Genomic DNA, 22,296 nt, shown 5'->3' with positions numbered 1-22,296 from the left:
GCGCAGCTCACAGGATCGTCGAGACGGGTTCCGTGTCGGGCATGGGTGAGGCGTCACGTCCGCGCAGGTCGGGGAAGCCCCGGACGAAGACGACCGCGACGACCGTCCCGACGACCGCGAACGCCGTCGCCGCGACGTAGGCGCCTTGCGGCCCGACGCCGTCGATGAGGAACCCGGCCACCGCGGAGCCGGCGGCGGCGCCGATCAACTGGCCCGTCCCGATCCAGCCGTAGGCCTCGGCGGTCTCGCTGAACTTCACGCTGACCGAGGTCATCGCGAACATGACCGCGAAGGCGGGCGCGATACCGGCCCCCGCGAGCAGCAGGGTGCCGCCCAGCCACCAGACATCGAGCGAGATCATCGCCAGGGCGAGGCCTGCAGCCACGATCGCCAGGCGACGTGCCATCGCCCACCGCCCGATGGGGAGGTGACCGAACCCGAGCCCGCCGGCAAGGCTGCCGATCGCGAAGACGGCCAGGACCAGGCCTGCCTCCAATCCGCTGTGCCCGAAGGTCGCCACCACACCCGCTTCGACGGCGGCGCACGCGCCGATGAGGAGGAACCCCGACACCGTCGCCAGCACGACCGGCGGCTTGGTCAGCACGATCCCCAGACGCCGACGACTGCGGGGGATGCGAACGCGGCCGAGTTCGGGAGAGGAGATGAACCATGCGCCGCCGCCGACGAGGATCACCACCACCAGGAGGAGCCCCTCCACCGTGCCGACCTGCGTGGAGACGAAGGTGATGACCACGGGGGCGAGGATCCAGATGATCTCCTGCAGGGACGCATCGAGGGAGAACAGGGGCGTCAGCTGCCGCGAGTTGACCATCTTCGGATAGATCGTGCGCACCGCCGATTGCACGGGCGGGGTCGCAAGGCCCGAGATGAGTCCCAGTGCCATATAGGCCGGGACCACCATCTCCACCAGGGCGATCGTCGCGATCGAGGCGGCGCACACGATGAGCGTCAGGGTGAGGACCTTTCGCATCCCCCAGACGCCCATCCACCGGCTGGTGACGGGGCCCGCGATGCCCTGACCGATGGAGGCCGCGGCGAGGACGAGACCGGCGGCACCGTACGAGTCGGTGACCTGCTCGACGTGCAGCAGCAGAGCCAGGCTCGCCATGCCGTTGGGGAAACGCGCCGTCAGCTGCGCGGCGATGATGCGCCCCACCCCCGGTGTGCGCAGCAGTTCCCGGTATCCCGCCACGGATCAACGATACGCGGTGGCGGGGGTCGCGGCGGTGATCCGCTCGAGGCGCCGGGCCGGTCCCGACGGCGACACGCCGATCGGCGCGTCCACAGCCTGTGGGATGTCGGAGGTGCGGTTTAGCGTCCGTTCTGTGGACAGGGACGCGGAGGCTGCCCGACGACCGCGGAATCGGGCGGATCCGAGCATCTCGGCGACCCGCTGATCCTGTGGATGAATCGGTGGAGAACCTGTGGTGAGAGTGTTGACGGCGGTGGAAAATGACACGGATGTAACTACTATCCCTTGTGGTGCTATCCAATGTCCGCACCCATATGTAGTATTGAGGTCCCGGTGGCGTGCTGCCGGTGACACCACCGGATGTGAGGGGAGAAAAGGGTAAGAATGGCGATCACGGTCTACACCAAGCCGTCCTGCGTGCAGTGCACGGCGACCTATCGGGCACTGGACTCGAAGGGCATCGAATACGAGGTCTTGGACCTCTCCGAGGACGCCTCGGCCCTGGAGCAGGTCAAGGCCCTGGGGTACCTCCAGGCGCCCGTCGTCATCACCGACGAGGACCACTGGTCGGGCTTCCGTCCCGACAAGATCGACGAGCTCGCCGGCCGTCTGGTCTGACCCGTGGCAACCGCTGTCGCAGACCAGCGCGGCGCGGTTGCCGACCGGGCCGCCGTGCCCCTGCTCGTCTACTTCTCGAGCGTGTCCGGCAACACGACACGTCTCATCGAGAAGCTGGGCATGCGGGCTGAGCGCATTCCCCTGCACTCGACGGAGCCGAGTCTCCGGATCGAGGAGCCCTTCGTTCTGATCACCCCCACCTACGGGGGTGGTCAGGGTCGAGGTGAGGAGAAGGGCGCCGTCCCGAAGCAGGTCATCCGGTTCCTCAACGACGAGGGAAACCGATCACTGCTCCGGGGTGTCATCTCGACAGGGAACACCAACTTCGGCGAACACTTCTGTGTCGCCGGAGACATCATCAGCCGCAAGTGCCGCGTGCCGCACTTGTACCGCATAGAGCTGTTCGGCACGCCGGAAGACATCGACCGCGTCAGCGAGGGATTGGAACGATGGTGGAAGCAGCAGTGACCGAGACGGACTTCAAGAGCAACCCGCGGTTCGAGGGGCAGGATTACCACTCGCTGAACGCGATGCTGAACCTGTACGACGCCGACGGGAACATCCAGTTCGACGCCGACCGTCGTGCCGCGCGTGAGTATTTCCTGCAGCACGTCAATCAGAACACGGTCTTCTTCCACTCGCTCAAGGAGCGCCTGGACTACCTGGTCGACAAGGAGTACTACGAGGGCTCGGTCCTCGAGAAGTACCCGTTCGAGTTCATCCAGAAGCTCAACGACCTCGCGTACGAGCGCAAGTTCCGCTTCTCGACCTTCCTGGGTGCCTTCAAGTACTACACCAGCTACACGCTGAAGACCTTCGATGGCAAGCGATACCTCGAGCGTTTCGAGGATCGCGTCGTGATGACCGCGCTCGGACTCGCCGACGGCGACCAGAAGCTGGCCGTCGAACTCGTGGAGGAGATCATCGCGGGTCGCTTCCAGCCGGCCACGCCCACGTTCCTGAACACCGGCAAGGCGCAGCGTGGGGAGCTCGTCTCCTGCTTCCTGCTGCGTATCGAAGACAACATGGAGTCGATCGCCCGTGGCATCAACTCCGCCCTGCAGCTGTCCAAGCGCGGCGGCGGCGTGGCGCTGCTTCTGTCGAACATCCGTGAAGCAGGTGCGCCGATCAAGCAGATCGAGAACCAGTCCAGCGGCATCATCCCCGTCATGAAGCTGCTCGAAGACAGCTTCAGCTACGCCAACCAGCTCGGCGCCCGTCAGGGGGCCGGCGCGGTCTACCTCAACGCGCACCACCCCGACATCATGCGGTTCCTCGACACCAAGCGCGAGAACGCCGACGAGAAGATCCGCATCAAGACCCTCTCCCTCGGTGTCGTGGTGCCCGACATCACCTTCGAGCTGGCCAAGAACGGCGAAGACATGTACCTCTTCTCGCCGTACGACGTCGAGCGTGTCTACGGCGTGCCCTTCGGCGACATCTCCGTCACTGAGAAGTACCGCGAGATGGTCGACGATCCGCGCATCAAGAAGACCAAGATCAACGCGCGGGAGTTCTTCCAGACGATCGCCGAGATCCAGTTCGAGTCCGGCTACCCGTACATCATGTTCGAAGACACGGTGAACAAGGCCAACCCGATCAAGGGTCGGATCAACATGTCCAACCTGTGCTCGGAGATCCTGCAGGTCAACACCCCGACCACCTACAACGACGATCTGTCCTACGACCAGATCGGCAAGGACATCTCGTGCAACCTCGGGTCGATGAACATCGCCCTGGCCATGGACGGGGGAGATCTGGGGAAGACCGTCGACACCGCGATCCGTGCGCTGACGGCCGTCAGCGACCAGAGCCACATCCGCTCGGTGCGTTCGATCGAGGACGGCAATGACCGCTCGCATGCGATCGGTCTCGGCCAGATGAACCTGCACGGCTACCTTGCTCGAGAGCACATCCACTACGGCTCCGAAGAGGGCCTGGACTTCACGAACATCTACTTCTACACGGTGCTGTTTCACGCCCTCAGCGCATCGAACGCGATCGCCCGGGAGCGGGGGACGACCTTCGACGGATTCCGCGACTCGACATACGCCTCGGGGGAGTTCTTCGACAAGTACACCGAGCAGGAGTGGGCTCCGCAGACCGAGAAGGTCAAGGAGCTGTTCGCGGGGATGTCGATCCCGACCCAGGACGACTGGCGTGCGCTGAAGGCCAGCGTCATGGAGCACGGCATCTACAACCAGAACCTGCAGGCCGTCCCGCCGACCGGTTCGATCTCGTACATCAACAACTCGACGTCCTCGATCCACCCGATCGCGTCGAAGATCGAGATCCGCAAGGAGGGCAAGCTCGGTCGGGTCTACTACCCCGCGCCGTTCATGACCAACGACAACCTGGAGTATTACCAGGACGCGTACGAGATCGGCTACGAGAAGGTCATCGACACCTATGCCGCCGCGACCCAGCACGTGGACCAGGGCCTGTCGCTGACGCTGTTCTTCAAGGACACCGTCACCACCCGTGACATCAACAAGGCCCAGATCTACGCGTGGCGCAAGGGGATCAAGACGATCTACTACATCCGCCTGCGTCAGCTCGCCCTCGAGGGCACCGACATGTCCGAGTGCGTCTCCTGCATGTTGTGACGAATCACCCGAGAAGAAGGAACCATGGCTGAGAAGCTGCAGCTCCTGGATCAGGTCCAGGCGATCAACTGGAACCGCATCCAGGACGACAAAGACCTCGAGGTGTGGAACCGCCTCGTGAACAACTTCTGGCTGCCCGAGAAGGTGCCGCTGTCCAACGACATCCAGTCGTGGAACACCCTCACCCCGGAGGAACAGACGCTCACGATGCGCGTGTTCACCGGGCTCACCCTGCTCGACACCATCCAGGGCACCGTCGGTGCGGTGTCGCTGATTCCGGATGCGATCACGCCCCACGAGGAAGCGGTCTACACGAACATCGCGTTCATGGAATCGGTGCACGCCAAGAGCTACTCGTCGATCTTCTCGACGCTGTGCTCGACGAAGGAGATCGACGAGGCGTTCCGCTGGTCGATCGAGAACCCGAACCTTCAGAAGAAGGCTCAGATCGTCATGGAGTACTACCGGGGCGACGAGCCGCTCAAGCGCAAGGTCGCCTCGACCCTGCTGGAGTCGTTCCTGTTCTATTCGGGCTTCTACCTGCCGATGCACTGGTCGAGCCGCGCGAAGCTCACCAACACCGCGGATCTCATCCGCCTCATCATCCGCGACGAGGCCGTCCACGGCTACTACATCGGCTACAAGTTCCAGAAGGGGCTCGAGAAGGTCGACGAGGCCACCCGTCAGGACATCAAGGACTACACGTTCTCGCTGCTGTACGAGCTCTACGACAACGAAGTGCAGTACACGCAGGATCTCTACGACGGTGTCGGTCTGACCGAAGACGTCAAGAAGTTCCTGCATTACAACGCCAACAAGGCGCTGATGAACCTCGGCTACGAGGCGATGTTCCCCTCGAGCGTCACCGACGTGAGCGCGGCCATCCTCTCGGCTCTCTCGCCGAACGCCGACGAGAACCACGACTTCTTCTCGGGGTCGGGCTCGTCGTACGTCATCGGCAAGGCCGAGGCGACCGAGGACGAGGACTGGGACTTCTGATCTCTGGATCCTGATGGCGGAGGGGTCGGCGCAGACGATGCGCCGGCCCCTCCGCCGTGCGGAGAGTCCGTCCGCGGGCGCTCAGCCCACGGTGTCGTCGAACCAGTCGAGAACCGCCTCGGCGACACGGAGTCGGGCCAGGGGCTCACAGTGCAGGCCGGCGCCTTCGGACGCGGGGAAGTGCGCGAGGGTGGCCACCCCGGATGTCATCGCGGCGAGCGCGCGCGACTGGCCCGGCCAGAACTGCTCCCCGTCGGGATCGGCGATCAGCAGCGGCGTCCGGATGCGAGCGGCGTCGTCCGAGGTCAGCCGGTAGGCGCGTACCGCGCGGAACGCCTCGCCGAAGCTCTCACCGACGCCGTACGGGCGCGAGCGGAACCGCATCATGGCGGCTTCTGCGGAATCCGGATCGACTCCCTCTCGCAGCGCTGCATCGAACGCGGCTGTCTCGCCCCGGTCCAGGAGTGCGACCAGTTCCGACGGGAGGTGGGCGATCCAGCTCGCCGAGACGTCGACGACGCCGGGGTCGACGGCCGCCGCCGCGAACCGATGCTCCGCGGTGAGAGCGCGCGGCACCCAATAGCCGGCTTGGCTGACTCCCCAGACAGCCAGGCGGGAGGCGTCCACGTCCTCTCGGGCGCTGAGAACATCCACCACCGGGTGCAGGACTTGCTCCCAGTCGGGGCGAAAGGGCACCCCGTGTTCGAACAGCTGCGACTGCTGGCCCGGTCCGTCGAAGACGAACACCGCCCAATCGCGCGCCAGCGCCGGGCGTGCGAGGTCGGTCCACAGTCGGCTGATCGCTTCGTCGCTGCCGTTGTTCAACACCACAGTGCGATGGGGGCCCGCTCCGGAGGGCAGGAACAGCACCCCGGGCAGAGGAACGGTGCCGTGGGGTACCGACACGCTGCGGGTCGGGTGGCCGCATCGCGCCACGAACGACGTCCACGCGCGACGGTGCGCGTGGAAGGTGGTCACCAGGGGGTCGACGTCGGGCAGCGCCGCCGCTGACGACACCGCGAAACCGAGGTAGTTCGCTGCCCGGAGGTAGCGGGCGGCGGCGGTCTGGATATGACCGGCCGCGTCGGCGTCGTCGGCCGCGGCGAGCACGCGCTCGCCGAGAGTGCGCCACGCGTCGAACCACCCGGACGTGTCGCCGGCGGGCACCGTCCTCACGGCCGAGAGCACCTCACCGGGATCCGCGCCTCCGTGCGCGGCATGCCCGACCGCGAGGCGCACGTCGAAGTCGAAGCCGGGGTCTGCGGCGAAGTCGCCTGCGAAGGGCGAAACGAACGGTCCCTCTGTATGCGCCGACGGATTCCCCATCGCGGCCCCCTCGTCGTCGGTGGACGCCGCCAGGAAACCACCCCGCGCCGGTGGGGGCAAGGGGGTGAATCCCCACCGTTCGAACAGTGTCTATTATTGGATCGCATCCATAAATAAGCCTCCCGGAAAGGGAACGATGTCCGTTCGCGCCCGTCTGTCCAGCACCGTGCCGCTCCTTCTCGCTGTCGGACTGGTGATCACCTCCTGCGCCGCGGGGGACGCCGAATCCGTCGAGAGCCAGGAGGGGGGCACGCTGGTGTACGCCTCCGGGGATGCCGAGCCGACCTGCCTGGATCCGCACGTCGGCGGGAACTACCCGCAAGCGCTGGTGTCCACGCAGTACCTCGAACCGCTCGTCGGCAGGGATGCGACCGGCCAGATCCAGCCCTGGCTCGCTGCGGAGTGGAGCGTGAGCGAGGACGGACTCGCGTGGGACTTCGTTCTGCAGCAAGACCTGACCTTCACCGACGGCACGCCCTTCGATGCCGCGGCGGTCAAGGCGAACATCGAACACCTTCAGGATCCCGACACGGGGTCATCCACGGGGTACCTGGCGGTGCAGAAGGTCGTCGAGGTCGAAGTGGTCGCCGATGATGTGGTGCGGCTGCACCTCTCGGAGCCCGATTCGGCCTTGTTGGAGTCGCTGAGTCAGCAGTGGACCGCGATGCAGTCACCCGCCGGGATGGCACGCGGGCAGGAGGAGAACTGCCTCGCCCCGATCGGGACGGGGCCCTTCGTCGTGGACGAGTGGGTGGTGCAGGATCACATCCGTTTCGTGCGCAACGACGACTACCGGACCCCCGCGCCCGACGCGCAGCACGATGGGGTCGCTCATCTCGACGCGATCGAGTGGCGATTCATCCCCGATGCGGCCACGCGGCAGGCCGCCCTCACCTCGGGCGAGGTGCACGTCATCGACAACCCCCAGCCGGATGCGATCGCGGCCGCGCAGTCATCGGACGAGATCGACCACATCGACGCGCCGCGCCCGGGATCGGTCAACCGACTCGAACTGAACGCCGGGCATGCGCCCTTCGACGACCCCCTCGTCCGAGAGGCGTTCATCCGCGCGGCCGACCCCGAACCCGGGATCGAGACGCTCTACCTCGGAACCGTCACCCGGTCGTACTCACCTCTTGCCAGCACCGAGGCGACCGCCGTGTCGGTCCCGGAGCTGTTCGTCACCGACGTCGACCGCGCCGAAGGTCTGCTCGATGATGCCGGGTGGACCGGGCGCGACGACGACGGCGTGCGCACTAAGGGCGGTGAACGCCTCACCGTGCGCTTCCCGGTCAGTACGAACCAGTCTGTTGCGGCGGAGCAGTCGCTGTTCGAGCAGATCCAGGCGAACGCCGCCGCAGTAGGGTTCGAGGTCGTGCTGGACCCGACCGATCTGTCCACCTGGTACGCCACCCTCGCCGCCGACGAGTACGAGGTCGTCAGTGCGCCGTATACGAAGGTCGGTCCGGACGTGCTGCGCATCCTTTACCACTCGGACGGGATCGTGCCGGCGCCCTCGGGCTACTTCGCCAACCACGCGCAGCTGTCGGACCCGGCGCTGGACGCCCTTCTCGATGAGGCGTCCGCGACGATCGATGAGCAGCAGCGTGCCGCGCTCTACGACGAGGCGCAGCGCATCGTCCTGGAGTCCTACGCGATCCTGCCCCTCTACGACCAGCAGAACCATTTCCTCACCCGAGGCGTGACCGATGTCGCCGTCCTCGGCACCGTCGCCACGCCCTCCTTCATCGACGCCCGCCTGGTGGGTTGAATCGGGTGAGGGTCGTCCGCTGGGTCGGAGCGCGACTGGCGCGGGCGATCCTGGTCGTCTGGCTGGTCGCGACGATCGTCTTCTTCGCGCTGCGAGCCACGGGCGACCCGCTCGAGGCGATCCTGGGCGGCCCCGGCTCGCAGGCCGGCGAAGAGGCGACCGACCGTGCCCGCGAGGCGTACGGGCTGGATCGGCCGCTCGTGGTCCAGTACCTGTCGCAGCTCTGGCGTATCGCGACTCTTCAGCTGGGCGACTCGTACGCGAGGCGGCAGCCGGTCCTCGACCTCGTCGCCGCGCAGCTGCCTGCCACCCTTGTCCTCGCGTTCTTCTCCCTGCTCCTGGCGTGGGCGCTGGCGGTGGTCGGCGTCGTGATCGTCGCGTCCGCGCGCGGTCGTGCCGCACGGCCGCTGGGTGGTCTGCTGCGCGGCGTGGAGGTGATCGCGACGGTCACCCCGCAGTTCTGGCTCGGCGCGGTGCTGATCCTCGTCTTCGCCGCGGGGTGGGGGGTGCTGCCGGCGACCAGCGCCGGTCTGGACCCGGCGGGGCTCGTGTTGCCGGTGGTGACCCTGGCGATCCCGATCGCGGGGTTCCTTTCGCTCGTCCTCCGAGAATCGCTCGAGGAGGCCGACCGGGCGCCCTTCGCCACGACGGTGCGCGCGCGGGGGGCATCGGAGATCCGGCTTCGTCTGCGTCACACCCTCCGCCACGCCGTGCTGCCCGCGCTGGCCCTGTCGGGCTGGGCATTCGGCAGCCTGATCTCCGGTGCGGTCGTGGTCGAGTCGCTCTTCGCACGCCCGGGCCTGGGCCGCCTCCTGTTGGACGGGGCGATGCAGCGGGACGTGCCGCTCGTGATCGGTGCCGTCGTGGTCGTCGCGCTCCTCTACGTCGCCGTCGTGATCATCACCGACGCGCTCGAACTCGTGATCGATCCTCGCCTGCGCGGCCGTCATCCGCGGCTCCTGCGGGCCCCCGACGTGGCGGTCGGTTCGTGATGGCGCCCGCGCCGCGTGTCGGGGCGACGGCGCTGCGAACCCGACTCGGGGGAGGGGGCATGGTTGCGGCGGGTGTCTTGGGCCTGATCATGGTGGCGGTCTTGTGGCCGGCACTGCTCGCACCGGGCGACCCCCTCGCCATCCAGCCCACGGAGGCCTTCCTCTCGCCGCGCTGGGGTCATCCGTTCGGGACGGACGAGTCGGGACGCGACATCTACACGCGTGTGGTCCACGGGGCTGCCGCGTCGGCGGGAGTCGGGCTGGCGGCCACGGCGATCGGCGTGGGGGCGGGCCTCGTGCTCGGCTTCGCGGCCGGACTCGGTCCGGACCGGCTCGATGCGGCGCTGGGCCGCATCATCGAGGTCCTCTTCGCCCTGCCGACCCTCGTCATGGCGCTCCTGCTCGTCGCGATCATCGGACCCGGGGTGGCCGCTTCCGTGATCGCGATCGGCGCCGCGACCGCGCCGGGCTACGCGCGTGTGCTGCGGGCTCGCGTACGCACGGTCGTCCGCAGCGACTACGTCGGGTTCGCGCGGCTCGAGGGCGCATCCGCCCGCACGGTCTTCACACGGCACATCCTCCCCAATGCACTCGCACCGCTCGCTTCGATCGCGGCGGTCGGCGTCGCGCAGGCGATCGTGTGGGTCTCCGCCCTGAGCTTCCTCGGTCTGGGAGCGGTGCCGCCCTCGCCCGAGTGGGGCGCCATGCTCAACGCGGGACGCGTGTACATCACCTCGGCGTGGTGGATGACCGTGTTCCCGGGGCTCGCGATCGTCGTCACCGCGCTGGTGCTCACGGTGGTGGGGCGCCGGCTGTCGAGCGGGGGCGAGCGATGAGCGTCCTCGAGGTGGCCGGCTTGCGGGTGGCGATGCCGGGATCCGGAGTGGTGCTCGACGATGTGGACCTCGCCGTCGGCGCGGGGGAGTGTGTCGCGATCGTCGGGCCTTCGGGGGCGGGAAAATCCGTTCTCGCGCGGACGCTCCTCGGGCTCACGCAGGTCGAACCGGGCGCGCAGGTCTCGGCGAGGGTGCTGGACGTCCACGGTCAGGACATGCGGCGGGCGACGGCGCGGCGATGGCGTGCGCTGCGCGGCGGCGGGGTCGCGCTGGTGCTGCAGGATGCGCTCCAGTCGCTCGATCCGCTGCGCACGGTGGAGGCGGAGGTCGCGGAAGTCCTGGCGGTGAACGGTGTGCCGCGGCGGGAGCGGCGAGACCGCGTTGTGAAGGCGCTCGAGCAGGCCGAGCTGCCCGATGCCCGCGCCCGGCTGGGGCAACGGTCGGAGGCGTTGTCCGGCGGCATGCGGCAGCGGGTGCTCATCGCCTCCGCCCTCGCGGGAGGCGCCGAGCTGCTCATCGCCGACGAGCCGACCACGGCGCTGGATGCCACCGTCGCCGCCCGCGTCCTGGCGCTGCTGGCGCGGTTGCGCGACGAGGGACAGGGGATCTTGCTGATCACCCACGACCTCGACGCGGTGCGTCGGGTCGCCGACCGTGTCGTCGTACTCGATGCGGGGCGGGTCGTCGAGGTGGGAACGGTCGATGACGTCTGGCGGGCACCGCGACACGCCGTCACGCGCGCGCTGCGGGATGCCGTGCCGCGCGGAGCGAAGCCCTCATCGGGTCGGGTCGATGCCGGACCGAGCGTCCTGTCCGGAACCGCCTTGACGCGGCGATATCGCCTCCCGACCGGTGGAGAAATGTCGGCCCTGGCGGATGTGGACCTCGCGGTGCGCGCGAACGAGGTCGTGGGGGTGGTCGGAGAATCGGGATCCGGGAAATCCACCCTCGCTCGGATCCTGGTCGGAGCCGAACGGCCCGACGGGGGAGAGGTCCGCACGAGTCTCGCGGGCCGGATCCGGCTCATCCCGCAGGACCCGCTCGGCTCCTTCGATCCGCGGTGGCGGGTGGAGCGCATCCTTCGAACGGCGGCCGGGACATCGGGTCGCTCACCGGAAGAGCTCGTCGCCGATGTCGGACTCGGTGCGGAGGTGCTGCACCGTCGACCGGCGGCGCTGTCCGGCGGGCAGCGTCAGCGTGTGGCCATTGCTCGTGCGCTGGCTGCTCGACCGCGACTGCTCGTCTGCGACGAGCCGGTGTCGGCCCTGGACGTGACCACCCAGCGAGACATCCTCGATCTGCTCATCGGGTTGCAGCGACGGGAGGGGCTGGCCATGGTCTTCATCTCGCACGACCTGGCTGTGATCCGACGGGTCAGTGACCGGATCGTCGTCATGAAGGCGGGACGCGTCGTCGAACACGGTGACACTGAGGCGGTGCTCGCCGCGCCGAAGGATCCGTTCACCGGCGAACTGATCGCCGCCGCGCCGCCGATGTGACCGCCGCGGTCCGCAGCGGCATGGTTGCATCGGAGCATGAGGACCTTCTCCCGCTGGCTTCTGGCCTCCGCGATGGTGTTCGCGGGCATCAGTCACCTCTTCTGGGCGCGAAAGGAGTTTCAGGCGCAGGTCCCCGACTTCGCGGTCGAGAAGACCGGGCTCGACAAGGACGCCGTCGTCGTGGCCTCCGGCGTCGTCGAGGTCATGTTCGGGACGGCTCTGGTGGCGCTCCCGGGTTCGCGACGACGGGTGGGAGCTCTTCTCGCGGCATTCTTCGCGGCGATCTTCCCCGGCAACGTCGAGCAGTTCACCCGCGGCCGTGACGGCTTCGGTCTGGACACCGATGCCAAGCGCCTTGCGAGGCTGTTCTTCCAGCCCGTGCTGGTGTGCTGGGCCCTGTGGTGCACGCGCGACCCGCGGCGGTGAGCGTCAGCGACGCGTCGACGCGGTGAGCGTGAACTTGGCGTTGCGCGCCACCTGGCGGGTCGGCCCTACCGTGCGTTCGAGTGCGGCCCGATAGCCCAGGTGGGAATTCCACACGGTCCACAGCTCGCCGCCCGGCATGAGCACACGGGCTGCGTCGGCGAACATCCTCGGCGCGATCCGATCGGTCACGGCCGCGCCGGAGTGAAACGGTGGATTGAGCGCGATCAGGTCCGCCGACGCATCCGGCTGCGAACCGAGCATGTCGTCGCGCATCACCTGGACCCGGTCGGCGACGCCGTTGGCGGCCGCCGTCTCCCAGGCCGAGGCGACCGCGACGGCCGATTGGTCGCTCGCGATGACGCGGGCTTCCGGGAAACGGTTCGCCCAGGTGGCGGCGACGATGCCGGTCCCGCACGCCATGTCGATGGCCGGAGTCTCCCGCGGCGTCGGGAGGTGGGACAACAGCAGGCGCGTCCCGACGTCGATCGAGGCTCCGGCGAAGGCGCCGCCGTAGGCGCAGACGGTCAACCCATCGTGCAGCGCGCGTCGCGGTGAGGGGTCGGCGCCGTCGCGAGGCGCCCGTGCGATGAGGACGCGCGACTTCTGGCGGGCGTGCGTGATGTCCAGCCGGGCGAATCGGCGAGAGAGCACGTCGTTCATCGCGACGCTCATGTGCTTGATGCGCCCGCCGGCGAACACGGTGACATCCGGGTCGGCGTATGCGGCGATGATCCCCGCGAGGTCGTTCAGTCGTTCCAGCGAGCGGGGCAGGCGCAGCAGGACCACCGTCGCGCCGTGGACCAGCTCGCGCGAGAGGGAGAGGGAGCGGTACGAGGCCGACGGTGCGAGCTCGGCGGCGTTGGCGGCGAGGGAGCGCTCCCCGGTCACCGCATCCTGATGCACGCGAATCTGCTCCGCCCCGGCGAGTGCTGATCCGACTGTCAGGGCGCCGTACGCGTCGTCGATCACGCACAGCTGACCAGCCCCGGCGGTGCGGCGTGCGTCCAGGGACGCGTCGAGGATCAGCCGGTCCGCGGCGTCGACCGCGAGCAATCCGGGCGCCTCCACATCGGGACGCCGTCGAAGGCGGTCGAGCTCGGGGTGCACCGTCCCACGGTAGCCCGTGCGGCCCCCTCCTCCCGCTTAGGCTGGGGGCGACCCGACTGGAGGACCCGTGTTCCGCACTCCGCTATCGCTCTTCCGCATCCTCGCCTTCGCCGAGGTCGTCTCGTGGACGCTGCTCATCGCCGGGCTGATCCTCCGAGCGACCCTCGACCTGTCGATCGCGGTGACGATCGGGGGCGGGATCCACGGGTTCGTCTTTCTCTCCTACGGGGCCACGGCGCTGCTGGTGGCGATGAACCAGCGGTGGGCGTTCGGGCCGACGGCGGTGGCCGTCGTCAGCGCGGTGATCCCGTACGCGACCGTCCCCACCGAGATCTGGTTGCACCGATCGGGGCGACTGGAGGGGCCCTGGCGGCTGGACCCGGGCCCGGAGGCCGACCGGTGGTACGACCCCCTGATGCGGTGGTTCCTGCGGCGCCCGTGGGTGCTCGCTCTGCTGCTGGTCGCCGCGGTCGCCGTGATTTTCGTGGTGCTGCTGATCCTCGGCCCTCCCGGCGGAAAATGACGATCTCTCGGGCTTCGGCGGAATAGCATCGCCCCGTCGACGTTGAAGTTGATATGCGATCGCTCAACTCTTAATCTTGAGCGCACGTGACTCATCTTTGATGCAAGGAGCGGGAATGCCCGAAGACTTCACCCCCGACGACGGCCAGAGCGCCTTCGACGAGTTCCTCGCGCGCTACCTTGCGGGCGAGCGCGCCCGCGCGGAGCGGTCGATCGACCTCAGCCGGTTCCTCGGTGCCGCGACGCAGCACATCCTCCAGGCGGCGGGTCGCTACGCGCTGGAGCGCGGGCAGCAGGAACTGGATGCGTTGCACGTGTTGCGCGTGCTCGTGGACCGCTCCCCGTCGAAGGACGCCGTCGAGCGCGTCGGGGCAGATCCGCGCGCCATTGTCCGAGCGGCGGAGGAGCGACTCCCGGCCGCCACCGCGGCGGCGCCGGTGGACGGGGCCGTCATCACACCGTCGGTTCAACGGGCGCTGTTCCACGCGTACCAGGTCGCGCGATCGTCGGGGTCCACTTATGTCGATCCCGAGCATCTCTTCTTCGCGCTCGTCCTGGCGCAGGACACCCCGGCGGGACAGATCCTCTCCCGAGCCGGCGTCACGGCGGAGTCCCTCACCCAGGAAGTCCGCGAGACGGTCGCCGGTGATCCCGAAACGGCTCCCGGAGGAGAGACCGACCCCTCGCACACCCCCATGCTCGATCGGTTCGGCACCGACCTGACCGCCCAGGCGCGCGAGGGCGCCCTCGACCCCGTGATCGGGCGTGACGGCGAGATCGAGCAGACCATCGAGATCCTGAGCCGCCGCACCAAGAACAACCCCGTGCTGGTGGGCGAAGCGGGTGTGGGCAAGACGGCGGTCGTCGAGGGCATCGCCCAGGCGATCGCGGCCGGCTCGGTCCCGGGGCAGCTCGCGGACACCCGCGTCGTCCTCCTCGACCTGCCCGCCATGCTGGCGGGTACGCGGTACCGCGGTGATTTCGAAGAGCGCCTGACGCGGACGATGGACGAAGTCGCAGCGCACCGTGACGACCTCGTCGTGTTCATCGACGAGGTGCACACCGTCGTCGGAGCCGGCGGTGGCGGGGAGGGCGGTATGGACGCGGGCAACATCCTCAAGCCCCGACTCGCCCGCGGCGAGCTCCGCCTGGTCGGAGCCACCACCCTGAAGGAGTACCGCACCATCGAGAAGGACCCCGCGCTGGAACGCCGCTTCCAGCCCGTCCGGGTCGGTGAGCCCTCCGTCGAAGACGCCGTTCGAATCCTGGCGGGGGTCGCCCCCGCGTATGAGGATCACCACGGCATCACCTACACCGACGCGGCCATCCGCGCAGCGGTCGAGCTGAGCCACCGGTACCTCGTCGATCGCGTGCTGCCCGACAAAGCCATCGACCTCATCGACCAGGCCGGAGCCCGGCGTCGACTCGCGCGGGGGCCGGCGCTCGACGTGACGGCCCTCGTCGAGCGCCGGGCGACCCTGGAGGCCGAGAAGAACGCGGCCGTCGCCGCCGAGCACTACGAGGAGGCGTCCCTCCTTCGGGACCGCATCGCCGAGGTGCAGGCCGAGATCGACCGTGCGGCCGCCCCGGGCGGGCAGATGGCCGGGGTGGTCGACGAGCCCGACATCGCCGCTGTCGTCAGCCGTGCGACCGGGATCCCCGTCAACCGGGTGACCGAGTCGGAGCGGGAGCGGTTGGGCGCACTCGAAGACGAGCTTCACGAGCGTGTCATCGGGCAGGACGACGCCGTCGCCGCCGTCGCGCGGGCGATTCGCCGCAACCGCACCGGCGTGGGCGACCACCGGCGACCGGTCGGCTCCTTCCTCTTCCTCGGCCCCACCGGGGTCGGCAAGACCGAGCTGGCCACATCGCTCGCGCGCTCACTGTTCGACGATGACCGGGCGGTCGTGCGTTTCGACATGAGCGAGTTCGGCGAACGCCACACGGTCTCGCGCCTGGTCGGCGCCCCTCCCGGCTACGTCGGGTTCGACGATGCGGGTGAGCTGACGGAGCGTGTGCGGCGGAACCCCTACTCGGTCGTCCTCTTCGACGAGATCGAAAAGGCCCACCCGGACGTCTTCAACCTGCTGCTGCAGGTTCTCGACGACGGACGATTGACCGACGGTCAGGGTCGCACCGTCGACTTCCGCAATGCCGTGATCGTCATGACCTCCAACCTGGGATCCGAATTCCTCGCGTCCCGGGGCGGGGCCATCGGCTTCCTGCCAGACGGGGGCGGCGCGACCGGATTCGGCTCCGAGAAGGACCTACGCGACCGGGTCATGGGCAAGCTTCGCGAGGCGATGCGCCCGGAGTTCCTGAACCGGATCGACGACATCGTGCTGTTCCGCAAGCTCGAGGCCGCGCACCTGCAGCAGATCGTCCGTCTGCTGCTGACGGCGACGTCGTCGCGCCTCGCGAGCCGCGAGATCGGGTTCGACGTGACCGACGCGGCCGTCGCGCGTCTGGCGGAACTCGGGCACGAACCGGAGTACGGGGCTCGTCCGCTGCGGCGCGTCATCCAGCGCGAGATCGAGGACCGCGTGGCGGACCTGTTCGTCTCCGGCGACCTCGTCGAGGGCGACACGATCACCGTCGACTCCGACGACACAGGACTTCGCGTTTCCGCGCGCCGCGTCGCCCCCCTCGTCGCCTGACCGGGTGTGCCCCGTCCCGGCCCCGACAGGCTCTGGATGGGGCATGCTCGAGACATGAGACGCCGCCGGATCGAGATCCCGCAGCCGCGCCGTGAGCGTGCGCGGACCGCGGCGCGTGCAGGCATGGCCGCGCTGCTGGCTGCCGCAGGTCTGTCCCACCTCACCTGGGGTCGCCGCGGATACCGCATCGTCGTTCCCGACTGGGCGACACGACTGCTGCGAACGGACAAGGACCTGATCGTGGTGGCATCCGGCGCCGTCGAAGTCCTGTCGGCTGCGGCTCTCGTCATCTTCCCGGCCGATCGCGCGCGCGTCGGCGGGTTCGTGGCGGCGTTCTTCGTCGCGGTCTTCCCCGGGAACGTCCACCAGTGGCGGACCGGCCGTTCTGCTCCGGGTCTGGCGACCGACCGTGCTCGCCTCGGGAGGCTGTTCCTGCAACCGCTGCTGGTGGCCTGGGCGCTCTGGGCGACAAGGCAGCGCGGATGCTGATCGACGAGGTCGTCGAGGCCGCCGACGCTCTGGGAGCGACCCGGTCGCGTTCGCGGAAGGTGTCCGTCCTCGCCGGACTGCTCGACCGCGCCGACATCGGGGAACTCCGGGCGGTCGTGGGCTGGCTGACCGCCTCGCCGAGGCAGGGCCGGCTGGGGGTGGGCTGGCGCACGCTCTCCCGGCCGCGTACCGAGCATGCCGCCCGCTCGGCGCTGACGGTCCTGGACGTGGATGCCGCATTCGACCGGTTGGCCGCGACCTCGGGGGCCGGGTCGGGAGCACGGCGCACCGCCGTGCTCGAGGCGCTCGCTACGGCGTGCACCGCAGCGGAATGGGACTTCGTATCCCGCGTGATCCTCGGCGAGCTGCGCACCGGCGCACTCGACGGGGTGCTGACCGACGCGATCGCGTCGGCCGGCGACCGTTCCGTCGCCGCGGTGCGTCGGGCTGCGATGCTCACCGGCGATCTGGGGGAGACTGCCGAAATCGCGCTCGGAGGGTCGGCTGCGGACCTCGATGCGGTCACGCTCGAGGTCTCCCGCCCGGTCTCCCCGATGCTGGCTGCGACCGCGCCCAGCGTCTCTCTGGCTCTCGGGATGACGGGGCGAGCGCGGGTGGAGTACAAGCTGGACGGCGCGCGCATTCAGGTCCACCGGTCCGCCGACGAGGTGCGTGTCTTCACGCGCAGCCTCGCGGACATCACACGGCGGGTGCCTGAGATCGTCGAGGTCGTCCGCGGGCTTCCCGCCCGCGAGGTCATCCTCGACGGGGAGACCCTCGCCCTCGACGACGCGGGTGCACCCCGGCCGTTTCAGGACACGATGGCGCGATTCGGATCGGAATCGGCTGCGCAGATCGCGCTGCAGCCGTGGTTCTTCGACATCTTGCGCCTGGACGGTCGAGATCTGCTCGACGATCCGCTCGAGCGGCGCGCAGAGACGCTCGCCCGGGTTGCGGGCCGGTGGCATGTGCCCGGGCGGATCACCTCGGACCCCGACGCCGCTGAAGACGTCTGGCGGGAGGCGCTCGCCGCCGGGCACGAGGGGGTGGTCGTGAAGGCGGTCGACAGCCTCTATTCGGCAGGTCGTCGCGGCACGGGGTGGGTGAAGGTCAAGCCGGTGCTCACTTTCGACCTGGTCGTCTTGGGGGTCGAGTGGGGCTCGGGTCGACGAGCGGGGCTGCTCTCCAATCTCCACCTCGGCGCACGCGATCCCCTGCGGGGCGCGGAGGAGGGGTTCGTCATGGTCGGCAAGACCTTCAAGGGGCTCACGGACGAGACCCTGCGCTGGCAGACCGACCTCTTCCGATCGCGCGAGACGGAGCGGACGAAGGCGGGGATCCGCGTGCGTCCGGACGCGGTCGTCGAGATCGCGATCGACGGCGTCCAACGCTCGACCCGCTACCCCGGCGGGGTCGCGCTGCGGTTCGCGCGCGTCCGCGGGTACCGACCGGACAAACCCGCCGCCGAGAGCGACACGATCGAAACGCTCCGAACGCTGCTGCGGGAGTGAAGGCGACGGGGTCTTGGCGGCCGACCGGTGCGGCGCGCTCGCCATTCCGGCGCGGACGTGAACGGTCTCAGCGGTCGGCGGCCAACCGGATCAGCACGATGTTGCCCGATTCGTCCATCTCGGCGACCTTCGGGTGCGCCTTGACGAAATCGGTGAAGCTCTTGTGGCCGAGCGTTTTCTCGCTGAAGGAGGGGTCCAGGCGCTTGATGAGACTCTTCACCGCTGAGGCGTGCTGCCACTCGGCCGCCTCCTTGTCGTTCTCGAGCCGGAGTGCGCGCTCCAGCAGGTCCGCACCCGGGTCGACCGCCTTCTTGCGTCCGCGGCTCTTGCGCGTGCCGGCCGTGTCGGCCGACGGTGCGGTGACCCCGGGCAGCGTGTCGTAGGCCTCGAAGGTGTCGCAGGCCGCCGCGAGCGATTTGGCCGTCGAACCGGACACTCCCACGCCCACGACGTAGCGGCCGAGCCGTTTGCAGCGCTGCGCGAGCGGCACGTAGTCGCTGTCGCCCGCGACGATCACGACGTGGGTGAGGTCTTCGAGCCGGAACATGTCCTCGACGGTGTCGACGGCCAGGCGGATGTCCGCGCCGTTCTTGGCGTACGCGGCCGCGGGGAACAGCTGCACCAGATCGACCGCGCGAGCCACGAGCTGCGTCTGGTACTCGGCGTTCACCGGCGACGACCAATCGGCGTAGGCACGGGTGAGGACGAGCGTGCCGAAGGACGCCGCGTAGTCGATGATCGCTCCGACATCGATCGTGGCCGCCGACAGGCGGCCGGCGATCTCCTCCGCCGTCGGATCCTGCATGATCTTCTGGCGGTCGCGGGAGTAGGCGTTTCGTCCGTGCACGCGGTCGTACCAGGACATGACGATGTTGTCGAAGTCGATGTAGACGGCGACGCGTTCGCTCTGCAGGTCGGCCATGGGGCTCCTCGATCCGGGGTCAGTGCTCCTGCGGGTAGCGCAACCCGATCTGGCGGCGCACCTCGTCCAGAGTCTGCATGATCGCGACGGACTCGTCGATGGGCAGGCGGTCGGAATCGGTGCGGCCGGAGGCGATGATCTCCTCCGCGGCGAGGGCCTGGAACTGCATCCCCCGTCCCTCGACGTCGGAGGTGAACTCCTCGATCACGGCGCCGTCGGGGCCCGTGACCCGGAACGAGGTGGGGGTGTACCAGACGCGGTCGATGTCGATGCGCGCCTCGGTGCCCACGATGTGCGCGGTGTTCGGTCCTGCGCTGCGCGAAGCGGACAGCGTGGTCGAGACGGCGCCGGAGGCATGCGTGAACATCGTGGCGACCTCGGTGTCGGCGCCCGTGTCGCCCAGGCGCGCCGTCGCCTTCACGGACTCGGGGGCGCCGAGCACGTCCCATGCGAAGGAGACCGGGTAGATGCCGAGGTCGAGGAGTGCGCCACCGCCGAGCTCCAAGGCGTTCAGACGGTGCCCGGGGTCGGCTGAGATGCGCTGGGTGTGGTCGGCGAAGACGGCGCGGATCTCACCGAGGGTGCCGGCGGCGATGATCTCGTGCACCCGAATCATGTGCGGGAGGTAGCGGGTCCACATCGCCTCCATCGCCAGCAACCCCCTCGCGCGCGCGGCGTCACGCACCGCGACCGCCTCGGCGCCGGTGAGGGTGAAGGGTTTTTCAACGAGCACGTGTTTGCCGTGCTCGAGGGCCAGCAGGGCGTTCTCGGCGTGCATCGGGTGCGGAGTGGCGACATAGAGGATGTCGACGTCCGGGTCGGCGACGAGCTCTTCGTACGACGCGTGTGCGCGAGGGATCGAGAACTCCTCCGCGAAGGCCCGAGCCGCTTCGGGTCGGCGAGATCCCACCGCCTGGAGATCGAGACCTGCCGTGCGCAGGTCGCGGGCGAAGGAATGGGCGATGCCACCCGTGGCGAGAATTCCCCAACGAAGTCCGGTCATGCCTCGACTGTATCGGGGAGCGCACGACGCCTTCGACAACGGCCACGCGGCCGTCGGCCGGACGCGACCGATACGCTCGGAGGGTGACATCCTCCCTCGAGCGATTCCGCGAGCTCCTGGCCATCCCCACCGTCTCGTCCGCGGACGAGACGGCCACCGATTGGGCCGCGTTCGATGACTTCGCCGATGCGCTCGAGCGCCTGTACCCCCGGGTGCACGACCTGCTCGAATGCGAGGTCGTCGCCGGGTACTCCCGTCTCTACCGCTGGAGGGGCGCCGTCGCGGAAGATCCGCTGGTCCTCATGGCCCACCAGGATGTGGTGCCGGTCGTCGACGAGGAGTGGGAGACCGATCCGTTCGTGCCGACCGTGGTCGGCGAGGGGCGCGACGCTGCCCTCCATGCGCGCGGCGCGATCGATGACAAGGGTGCGCTGGTGGCGATCCTCGAGGCCGTCGAGACTCTCCTCACGGAGGGGTTCACGCCGGCGCGCGATGTCTATCTGGCGTTCGGGCACAACGAGGAGACCGCCGGCGACGGGGCTGCGGCGATGGTCGAGGCCCTCGCATCACGCGGGGTGCGCCCGGCGCTCGTTCTCGACGAAGGCGGAGCGGTGGTCGACGGCGTGATACCGGGGCTCGCGGTTCCCACCGCGATGGTCGGGGTGGCCGAGCGGGGCATCATGACGGTGCTTCTCACCGCGCGTGAGGAAGGCGGGCACGCCTCCACGCCGCCTCGGCGACCGGCGACGGCCCGCTTGGCGCGGGCGATCGACCGGTTGCACCGCCATCCGTTCCCGGTGCGGATGGCGCCTCCGGTGCGGGCGATGCTCGCCACGGTCGCTCCGCACGCGCCGCAGCCGCTCCGCGCGATCTTCTCCCATCTGGGTCTCACCGCGCCGCTGGTGGTGCGCGCTTTCGGCGCACTCGGGCCGGAGATGCGCGCGATCGTGCGGACGACGGCGGTGACCACGCAACTGAGCGGGGCGCCGGGAGAGAACGTCTTGGCCACGACGGCGCGCGCCGCCGTCAATGTGCGACTGCTGACCGGCGACTCCGTGGCCGGGGTCACGGCACGGATGCGGAGGGTGATCGCCGATCCGAGCATCGAGATCGAGGTGCGTCATGCCTCAGAGCCCTCGCCGGTCTCGCCGTGGCGAGGCGAGGCGTGGAGGCGCATCGCGCAGGCAGTGGGGGATTCGCTCGGCGACGAGGTGGTGACCACGCCGTACCTGCAGCTCGGCGCCAGCGACAGTCGATGGTTCACCTCGCTCAGCGACCACGTCTACCGGTTCACCCCCTTCCACCTCACGCGCGGGGAGCGGGATGCCCTGCACTCCCACAACGAGCGCATCCGGATCGACGTGTGGACCCGCGGAATCGGCTTCTACCGGGCACTTCTCACCGCGTCCTAACCGGAACCGCTCTCGCGACACGCCCGGGGTGTGGGTTGGGTTTGCTGGGTGGGGGGATTGTGCGTAATGTTCTTGTTGTTCGCCCCAAAGGGGAGAGCGGAGCGGCCGGAAGGCCCCGCCCCCTCAAGTAGCGGACCACCCCCTCTGAATGTGGCTCTCTTGTAGGGCTGTGGCTTTCGGGTCTAGGATGGGTTCCTCTCCTTCATCGGGTGCATTCCTTTCTGGTGCGTGTGACAGCGTGCTGGGTTGCGGGTGTGGTGGGGATGGGGTATGTTTGTGAAGTTGCCCTTCTGGGCCTGCTTGGTTGTGGGCTGGTTGGTGCATCCGATCTTTGAGAACTCAACAGCGTGCACTTGTCAAATGCCAAATAACCTCGGCCACTTTTTT

General features: G+C 68.8%; 19 protein-coding genes. 14 read left to right on the top strand and 5 right to left on the bottom strand.

Annotation, left to right across the window (positions count from 1 at the left end; translation table 11 throughout):
- Positions 1–7 precede the first annotated feature (7 nt).
- Positions 8–1,213, bottom strand: a complete 1,206-nt coding sequence (locus tag RZO50_RS00095) for an MFS transporter (RefSeq protein WP_322597687.1) — start codon at positions 1,211–1,213, stop codon at positions 8–10.
- A 384-nt stretch (positions 1,214–1,597) separates the two neighbouring features.
- Here RZO50_RS00095 and nrdH point away from each other — a divergent pair, with 384 nt between their 5' ends.
- From nrdH to nrdF, 4 genes are read left to right on the top strand one after another with little or no spacing between them, the layout of a single operon-like run.
- Positions 1,598–1,831 (top strand): glutaredoxin-like protein NrdH, encoded by a 234-nt coding sequence (nrdH, locus tag RZO50_RS00090; RefSeq protein WP_322597686.1) that lies wholly within the window; start codon positions 1,598–1,600, stop codon positions 1,829–1,831.
- 3 nt (positions 1,832–1,834) lie between these two features.
- A complete protein-coding gene (nrdI, locus tag RZO50_RS00085; protein WP_322597685.1) occupies positions 1,835–2,299 on the top strand; it encodes a class Ib ribonucleoside-diphosphate reductase assembly flavoprotein NrdI in 465 nt (154 codons plus the stop codon).
- Positions 2,281–4,437: a class 1b ribonucleoside-diphosphate reductase subunit alpha gene (gene nrdE / locus RZO50_RS00080; protein WP_322597684.1), complete on the top strand. Its 2,157-nt coding sequence runs from the start codon at positions 2,281–2,283 to the stop codon at positions 4,435–4,437. Before nrdI ends, nrdE begins: the two co-directional genes overlap by 19 nt.
- A 24-nt stretch (positions 4,438–4,461) precedes the next feature.
- A complete protein-coding gene (gene nrdF / locus RZO50_RS00075) occupies positions 4,462–5,436 on the top strand; it encodes a class 1b ribonucleoside-diphosphate reductase subunit beta (protein WP_322597683.1) in 975 nt (324 codons plus the stop codon).
- 81 nt (positions 5,437–5,517) lie between these two features.
- On the opposite strand, the gene RZO50_RS00070 is transcribed toward nrdF, so the two are convergent.
- Positions 5,518–6,762, bottom strand: a complete 1,245-nt coding sequence (locus tag RZO50_RS00070) for an alpha/beta hydrolase family protein (RefSeq protein WP_322597682.1) — start codon at positions 6,760–6,762, stop codon at positions 5,518–5,520.
- 136 nt (positions 6,763–6,898) lie between these two features.
- Between RZO50_RS00070 and RZO50_RS00065 the strand changes: the two genes are divergently transcribed.
- From RZO50_RS00065 to RZO50_RS00045, 5 genes are read left to right on the top strand one after another with little or no spacing between them, the layout of a single operon-like run.
- Entirely contained in the window at positions 6,899–8,533 is a 1,635-nt protein-coding gene (locus RZO50_RS00065) for an ABC transporter substrate-binding protein (protein WP_322597681.1), read from the top strand.
- 5 nt (positions 8,534–8,538) lie between these two features.
- The gene (locus RZO50_RS00060; RefSeq protein WP_322597680.1) at positions 8,539–9,525 is read left to right on the top strand and encodes an ABC transporter permease; all 987 of its coding nucleotides are present in this window, start codon (positions 8,539–8,541) and stop codon (positions 9,523–9,525) included.
- Positions 9,526–9,584: 59 nt separating this feature from the next.
- Entirely contained in the window at positions 9,585–10,361 is a 777-nt protein-coding gene (locus RZO50_RS00055; protein WP_322597679.1) for an ABC transporter permease, read from the top strand.
- A complete protein-coding gene (locus tag RZO50_RS00050; RefSeq protein WP_322597678.1) occupies positions 10,358–11,860 on the top strand; it encodes an ABC transporter ATP-binding protein in 1,503 nt (500 codons plus the stop codon). Before RZO50_RS00055 ends, RZO50_RS00050 begins: the two co-directional genes overlap by 4 nt.
- A 36-nt stretch (positions 11,861–11,896) precedes the next feature.
- Positions 11,897–12,286 (top strand): DoxX family protein, encoded by a 390-nt coding sequence (locus RZO50_RS00045; RefSeq protein ID WP_322597677.1) that lies wholly within the window; start codon positions 11,897–11,899, stop codon positions 12,284–12,286.
- A 3-nt stretch (positions 12,287–12,289) separates the two neighbouring features.
- Here the strand turns inward: RZO50_RS00045 and RZO50_RS00040 are convergent, their stop codons facing one another.
- Positions 12,290–13,393 carry a class I SAM-dependent methyltransferase gene (locus RZO50_RS00040; RefSeq protein WP_322597676.1) on the bottom strand — a complete coding sequence of 368 codons (1,104 nt, stop codon included), beginning with the start codon at positions 13,391–13,393 and terminating at the stop codon, positions 12,290–12,292.
- Positions 13,394–13,460: 67 nt separating this feature from the next.
- On the opposite strand from RZO50_RS00040, the gene RZO50_RS00035 reads away from it, so the two are divergent.
- From RZO50_RS00035 to RZO50_RS00020, 4 genes are all read left to right on the top strand, one after another.
- Positions 13,461–13,916: a DUF3817 domain-containing protein gene (locus tag RZO50_RS00035; protein ID WP_322597675.1), complete on the top strand. Its 456-nt coding sequence runs from the start codon at positions 13,461–13,463 to the stop codon at positions 13,914–13,916.
- Positions 13,917–14,031: 115 nt separating this feature from the next.
- The gene (locus tag RZO50_RS00030) at positions 14,032–16,572 is read left to right on the top strand and encodes an ATP-dependent Clp protease ATP-binding subunit (RefSeq protein ID WP_322597674.1); all 2,541 of its coding nucleotides are present in this window, start codon (positions 14,032–14,034) and stop codon (positions 16,570–16,572) included.
- A 54-nt stretch (positions 16,573–16,626) separates the two neighbouring features.
- Positions 16,627–17,061 carry a DoxX family protein gene (locus RZO50_RS00025; protein WP_322597673.1) on the top strand — a complete coding sequence of 145 codons (435 nt, stop codon included), beginning with the start codon at positions 16,627–16,629 and terminating at the stop codon, positions 17,059–17,061.
- Positions 17,055–18,572 (top strand): ATP-dependent DNA ligase, encoded by a 1,518-nt coding sequence (locus RZO50_RS00020; protein ID WP_322597672.1) that lies wholly within the window; start codon positions 17,055–17,057, stop codon positions 18,570–18,572. Before RZO50_RS00025 ends, RZO50_RS00020 begins: the two co-directional genes overlap by 7 nt.
- Before the next feature lie 67 nt (positions 18,573–18,639).
- Here RZO50_RS00020 and RZO50_RS00015 read toward each other — a convergent pair whose 3' ends face one another.
- Both RZO50_RS00015 and RZO50_RS00010 read right to left on the bottom strand, forming a co-directional pair.
- A complete protein-coding gene (locus RZO50_RS00015; RefSeq protein ID WP_322597671.1) occupies positions 18,640–19,494 on the bottom strand; it encodes an NYN domain-containing protein in 855 nt (284 codons plus the stop codon).
- A 19-nt stretch (positions 19,495–19,513) separates the two neighbouring features.
- Positions 19,514–20,497 (bottom strand): Gfo/Idh/MocA family protein, encoded by a 984-nt coding sequence (locus RZO50_RS00010; RefSeq protein WP_322597670.1) that lies wholly within the window; start codon positions 20,495–20,497, stop codon positions 19,514–19,516.
- 83 nt (positions 20,498–20,580) lie between these two features.
- Here RZO50_RS00010 and RZO50_RS00005 point away from each other — a divergent pair, with 83 nt between their 5' ends.
- On the top strand, positions 20,581–21,909 hold the full coding sequence (locus RZO50_RS00005) for a M20/M25/M40 family metallo-hydrolase (RefSeq protein ID WP_322597669.1): 1,329 nt from the start codon (positions 20,581–20,583) through the stop codon (positions 21,907–21,909).
- Positions 21,910–22,296: the final 387 nt, after the last annotated feature.

This window comes from Microbacterium xanthum, from assembly GCF_034531355.1.
Classification (GTDB): Bacteria; Actinomycetota; Actinomycetes; order Actinomycetales; family Microbacteriaceae; genus Microbacterium; species Microbacterium xanthum.
The sequence above is the reverse complement of the archived record's forward strand: the minus strand, read 5'-3'. Positions and strand labels throughout refer to the sequence as shown.

Bases quoted from the DNA above. Each gene is read 5' to 3' on its own strand.
- nrdH (WP_322597686.1), top strand. From the start codon at position 1,598: ATGGCGATCACGGTCTACACCAAGCCGTCCTGCGTGCAGTGCACGGCG.
- RZO50_RS00050 (WP_322597678.1), top strand. From the start codon at position 10,358: ATGAGCGTCCTCGAGGTGGCCGGCTTGCGGGTGGCGATGCCGGGATCC.
- RZO50_RS00030 (WP_322597674.1), top strand. From the start codon at position 14,032: ATGCCCGAAGACTTCACCCCCGACGACGGCCAGAGCGCCTTCGACGAG.
- nrdE (WP_322597684.1), top strand. From the start codon at position 2,281: ATGGTGGAAGCAGCAGTGACCGAGACGGACTTCAAGAGCAACCCGCGG.
- RZO50_RS00065 (WP_322597681.1), top strand. From the start codon at position 6,899: ATGTCCGTTCGCGCCCGTCTGTCCAGCACCGTGCCGCTCCTTCTCGCT.
- RZO50_RS00015 (WP_322597671.1), bottom strand. From the start codon at position 19,494: ATGGCCGACCTGCAGAGCGAACGCGTCGCCGTCTACATCGACTTCGAC.
- nrdF (WP_322597683.1), top strand. From the start codon at position 4,462: ATGGCTGAGAAGCTGCAGCTCCTGGATCAGGTCCAGGCGATCAACTGG.
- RZO50_RS00020 (WP_322597672.1), top strand. From the start codon at position 17,055: ATGCTGATCGACGAGGTCGTCGAGGCCGCCGACGCTCTGGGAGCGACC.
- RZO50_RS00070 (WP_322597682.1), bottom strand. From the start codon at position 6,762: ATGGGGAATCCGTCGGCGCATACAGAGGGACCGTTCGTTTCGCCCTTC.
- RZO50_RS00025 (WP_322597673.1), top strand. From the start codon at position 16,627: ATGAGACGCCGCCGGATCGAGATCCCGCAGCCGCGCCGTGAGCGTGCG.
- RZO50_RS00055 (WP_322597679.1), top strand. From the start codon at position 9,585: ATGGTTGCGGCGGGTGTCTTGGGCCTGATCATGGTGGCGGTCTTGTGG.
- RZO50_RS00010 (WP_322597670.1), bottom strand. From the start codon at position 20,497: ATGACCGGACTTCGTTGGGGAATTCTCGCCACGGGTGGCATCGCCCAT.
- RZO50_RS00045 (WP_322597677.1), top strand. From the start codon at position 11,897: ATGAGGACCTTCTCCCGCTGGCTTCTGGCCTCCGCGATGGTGTTCGCG.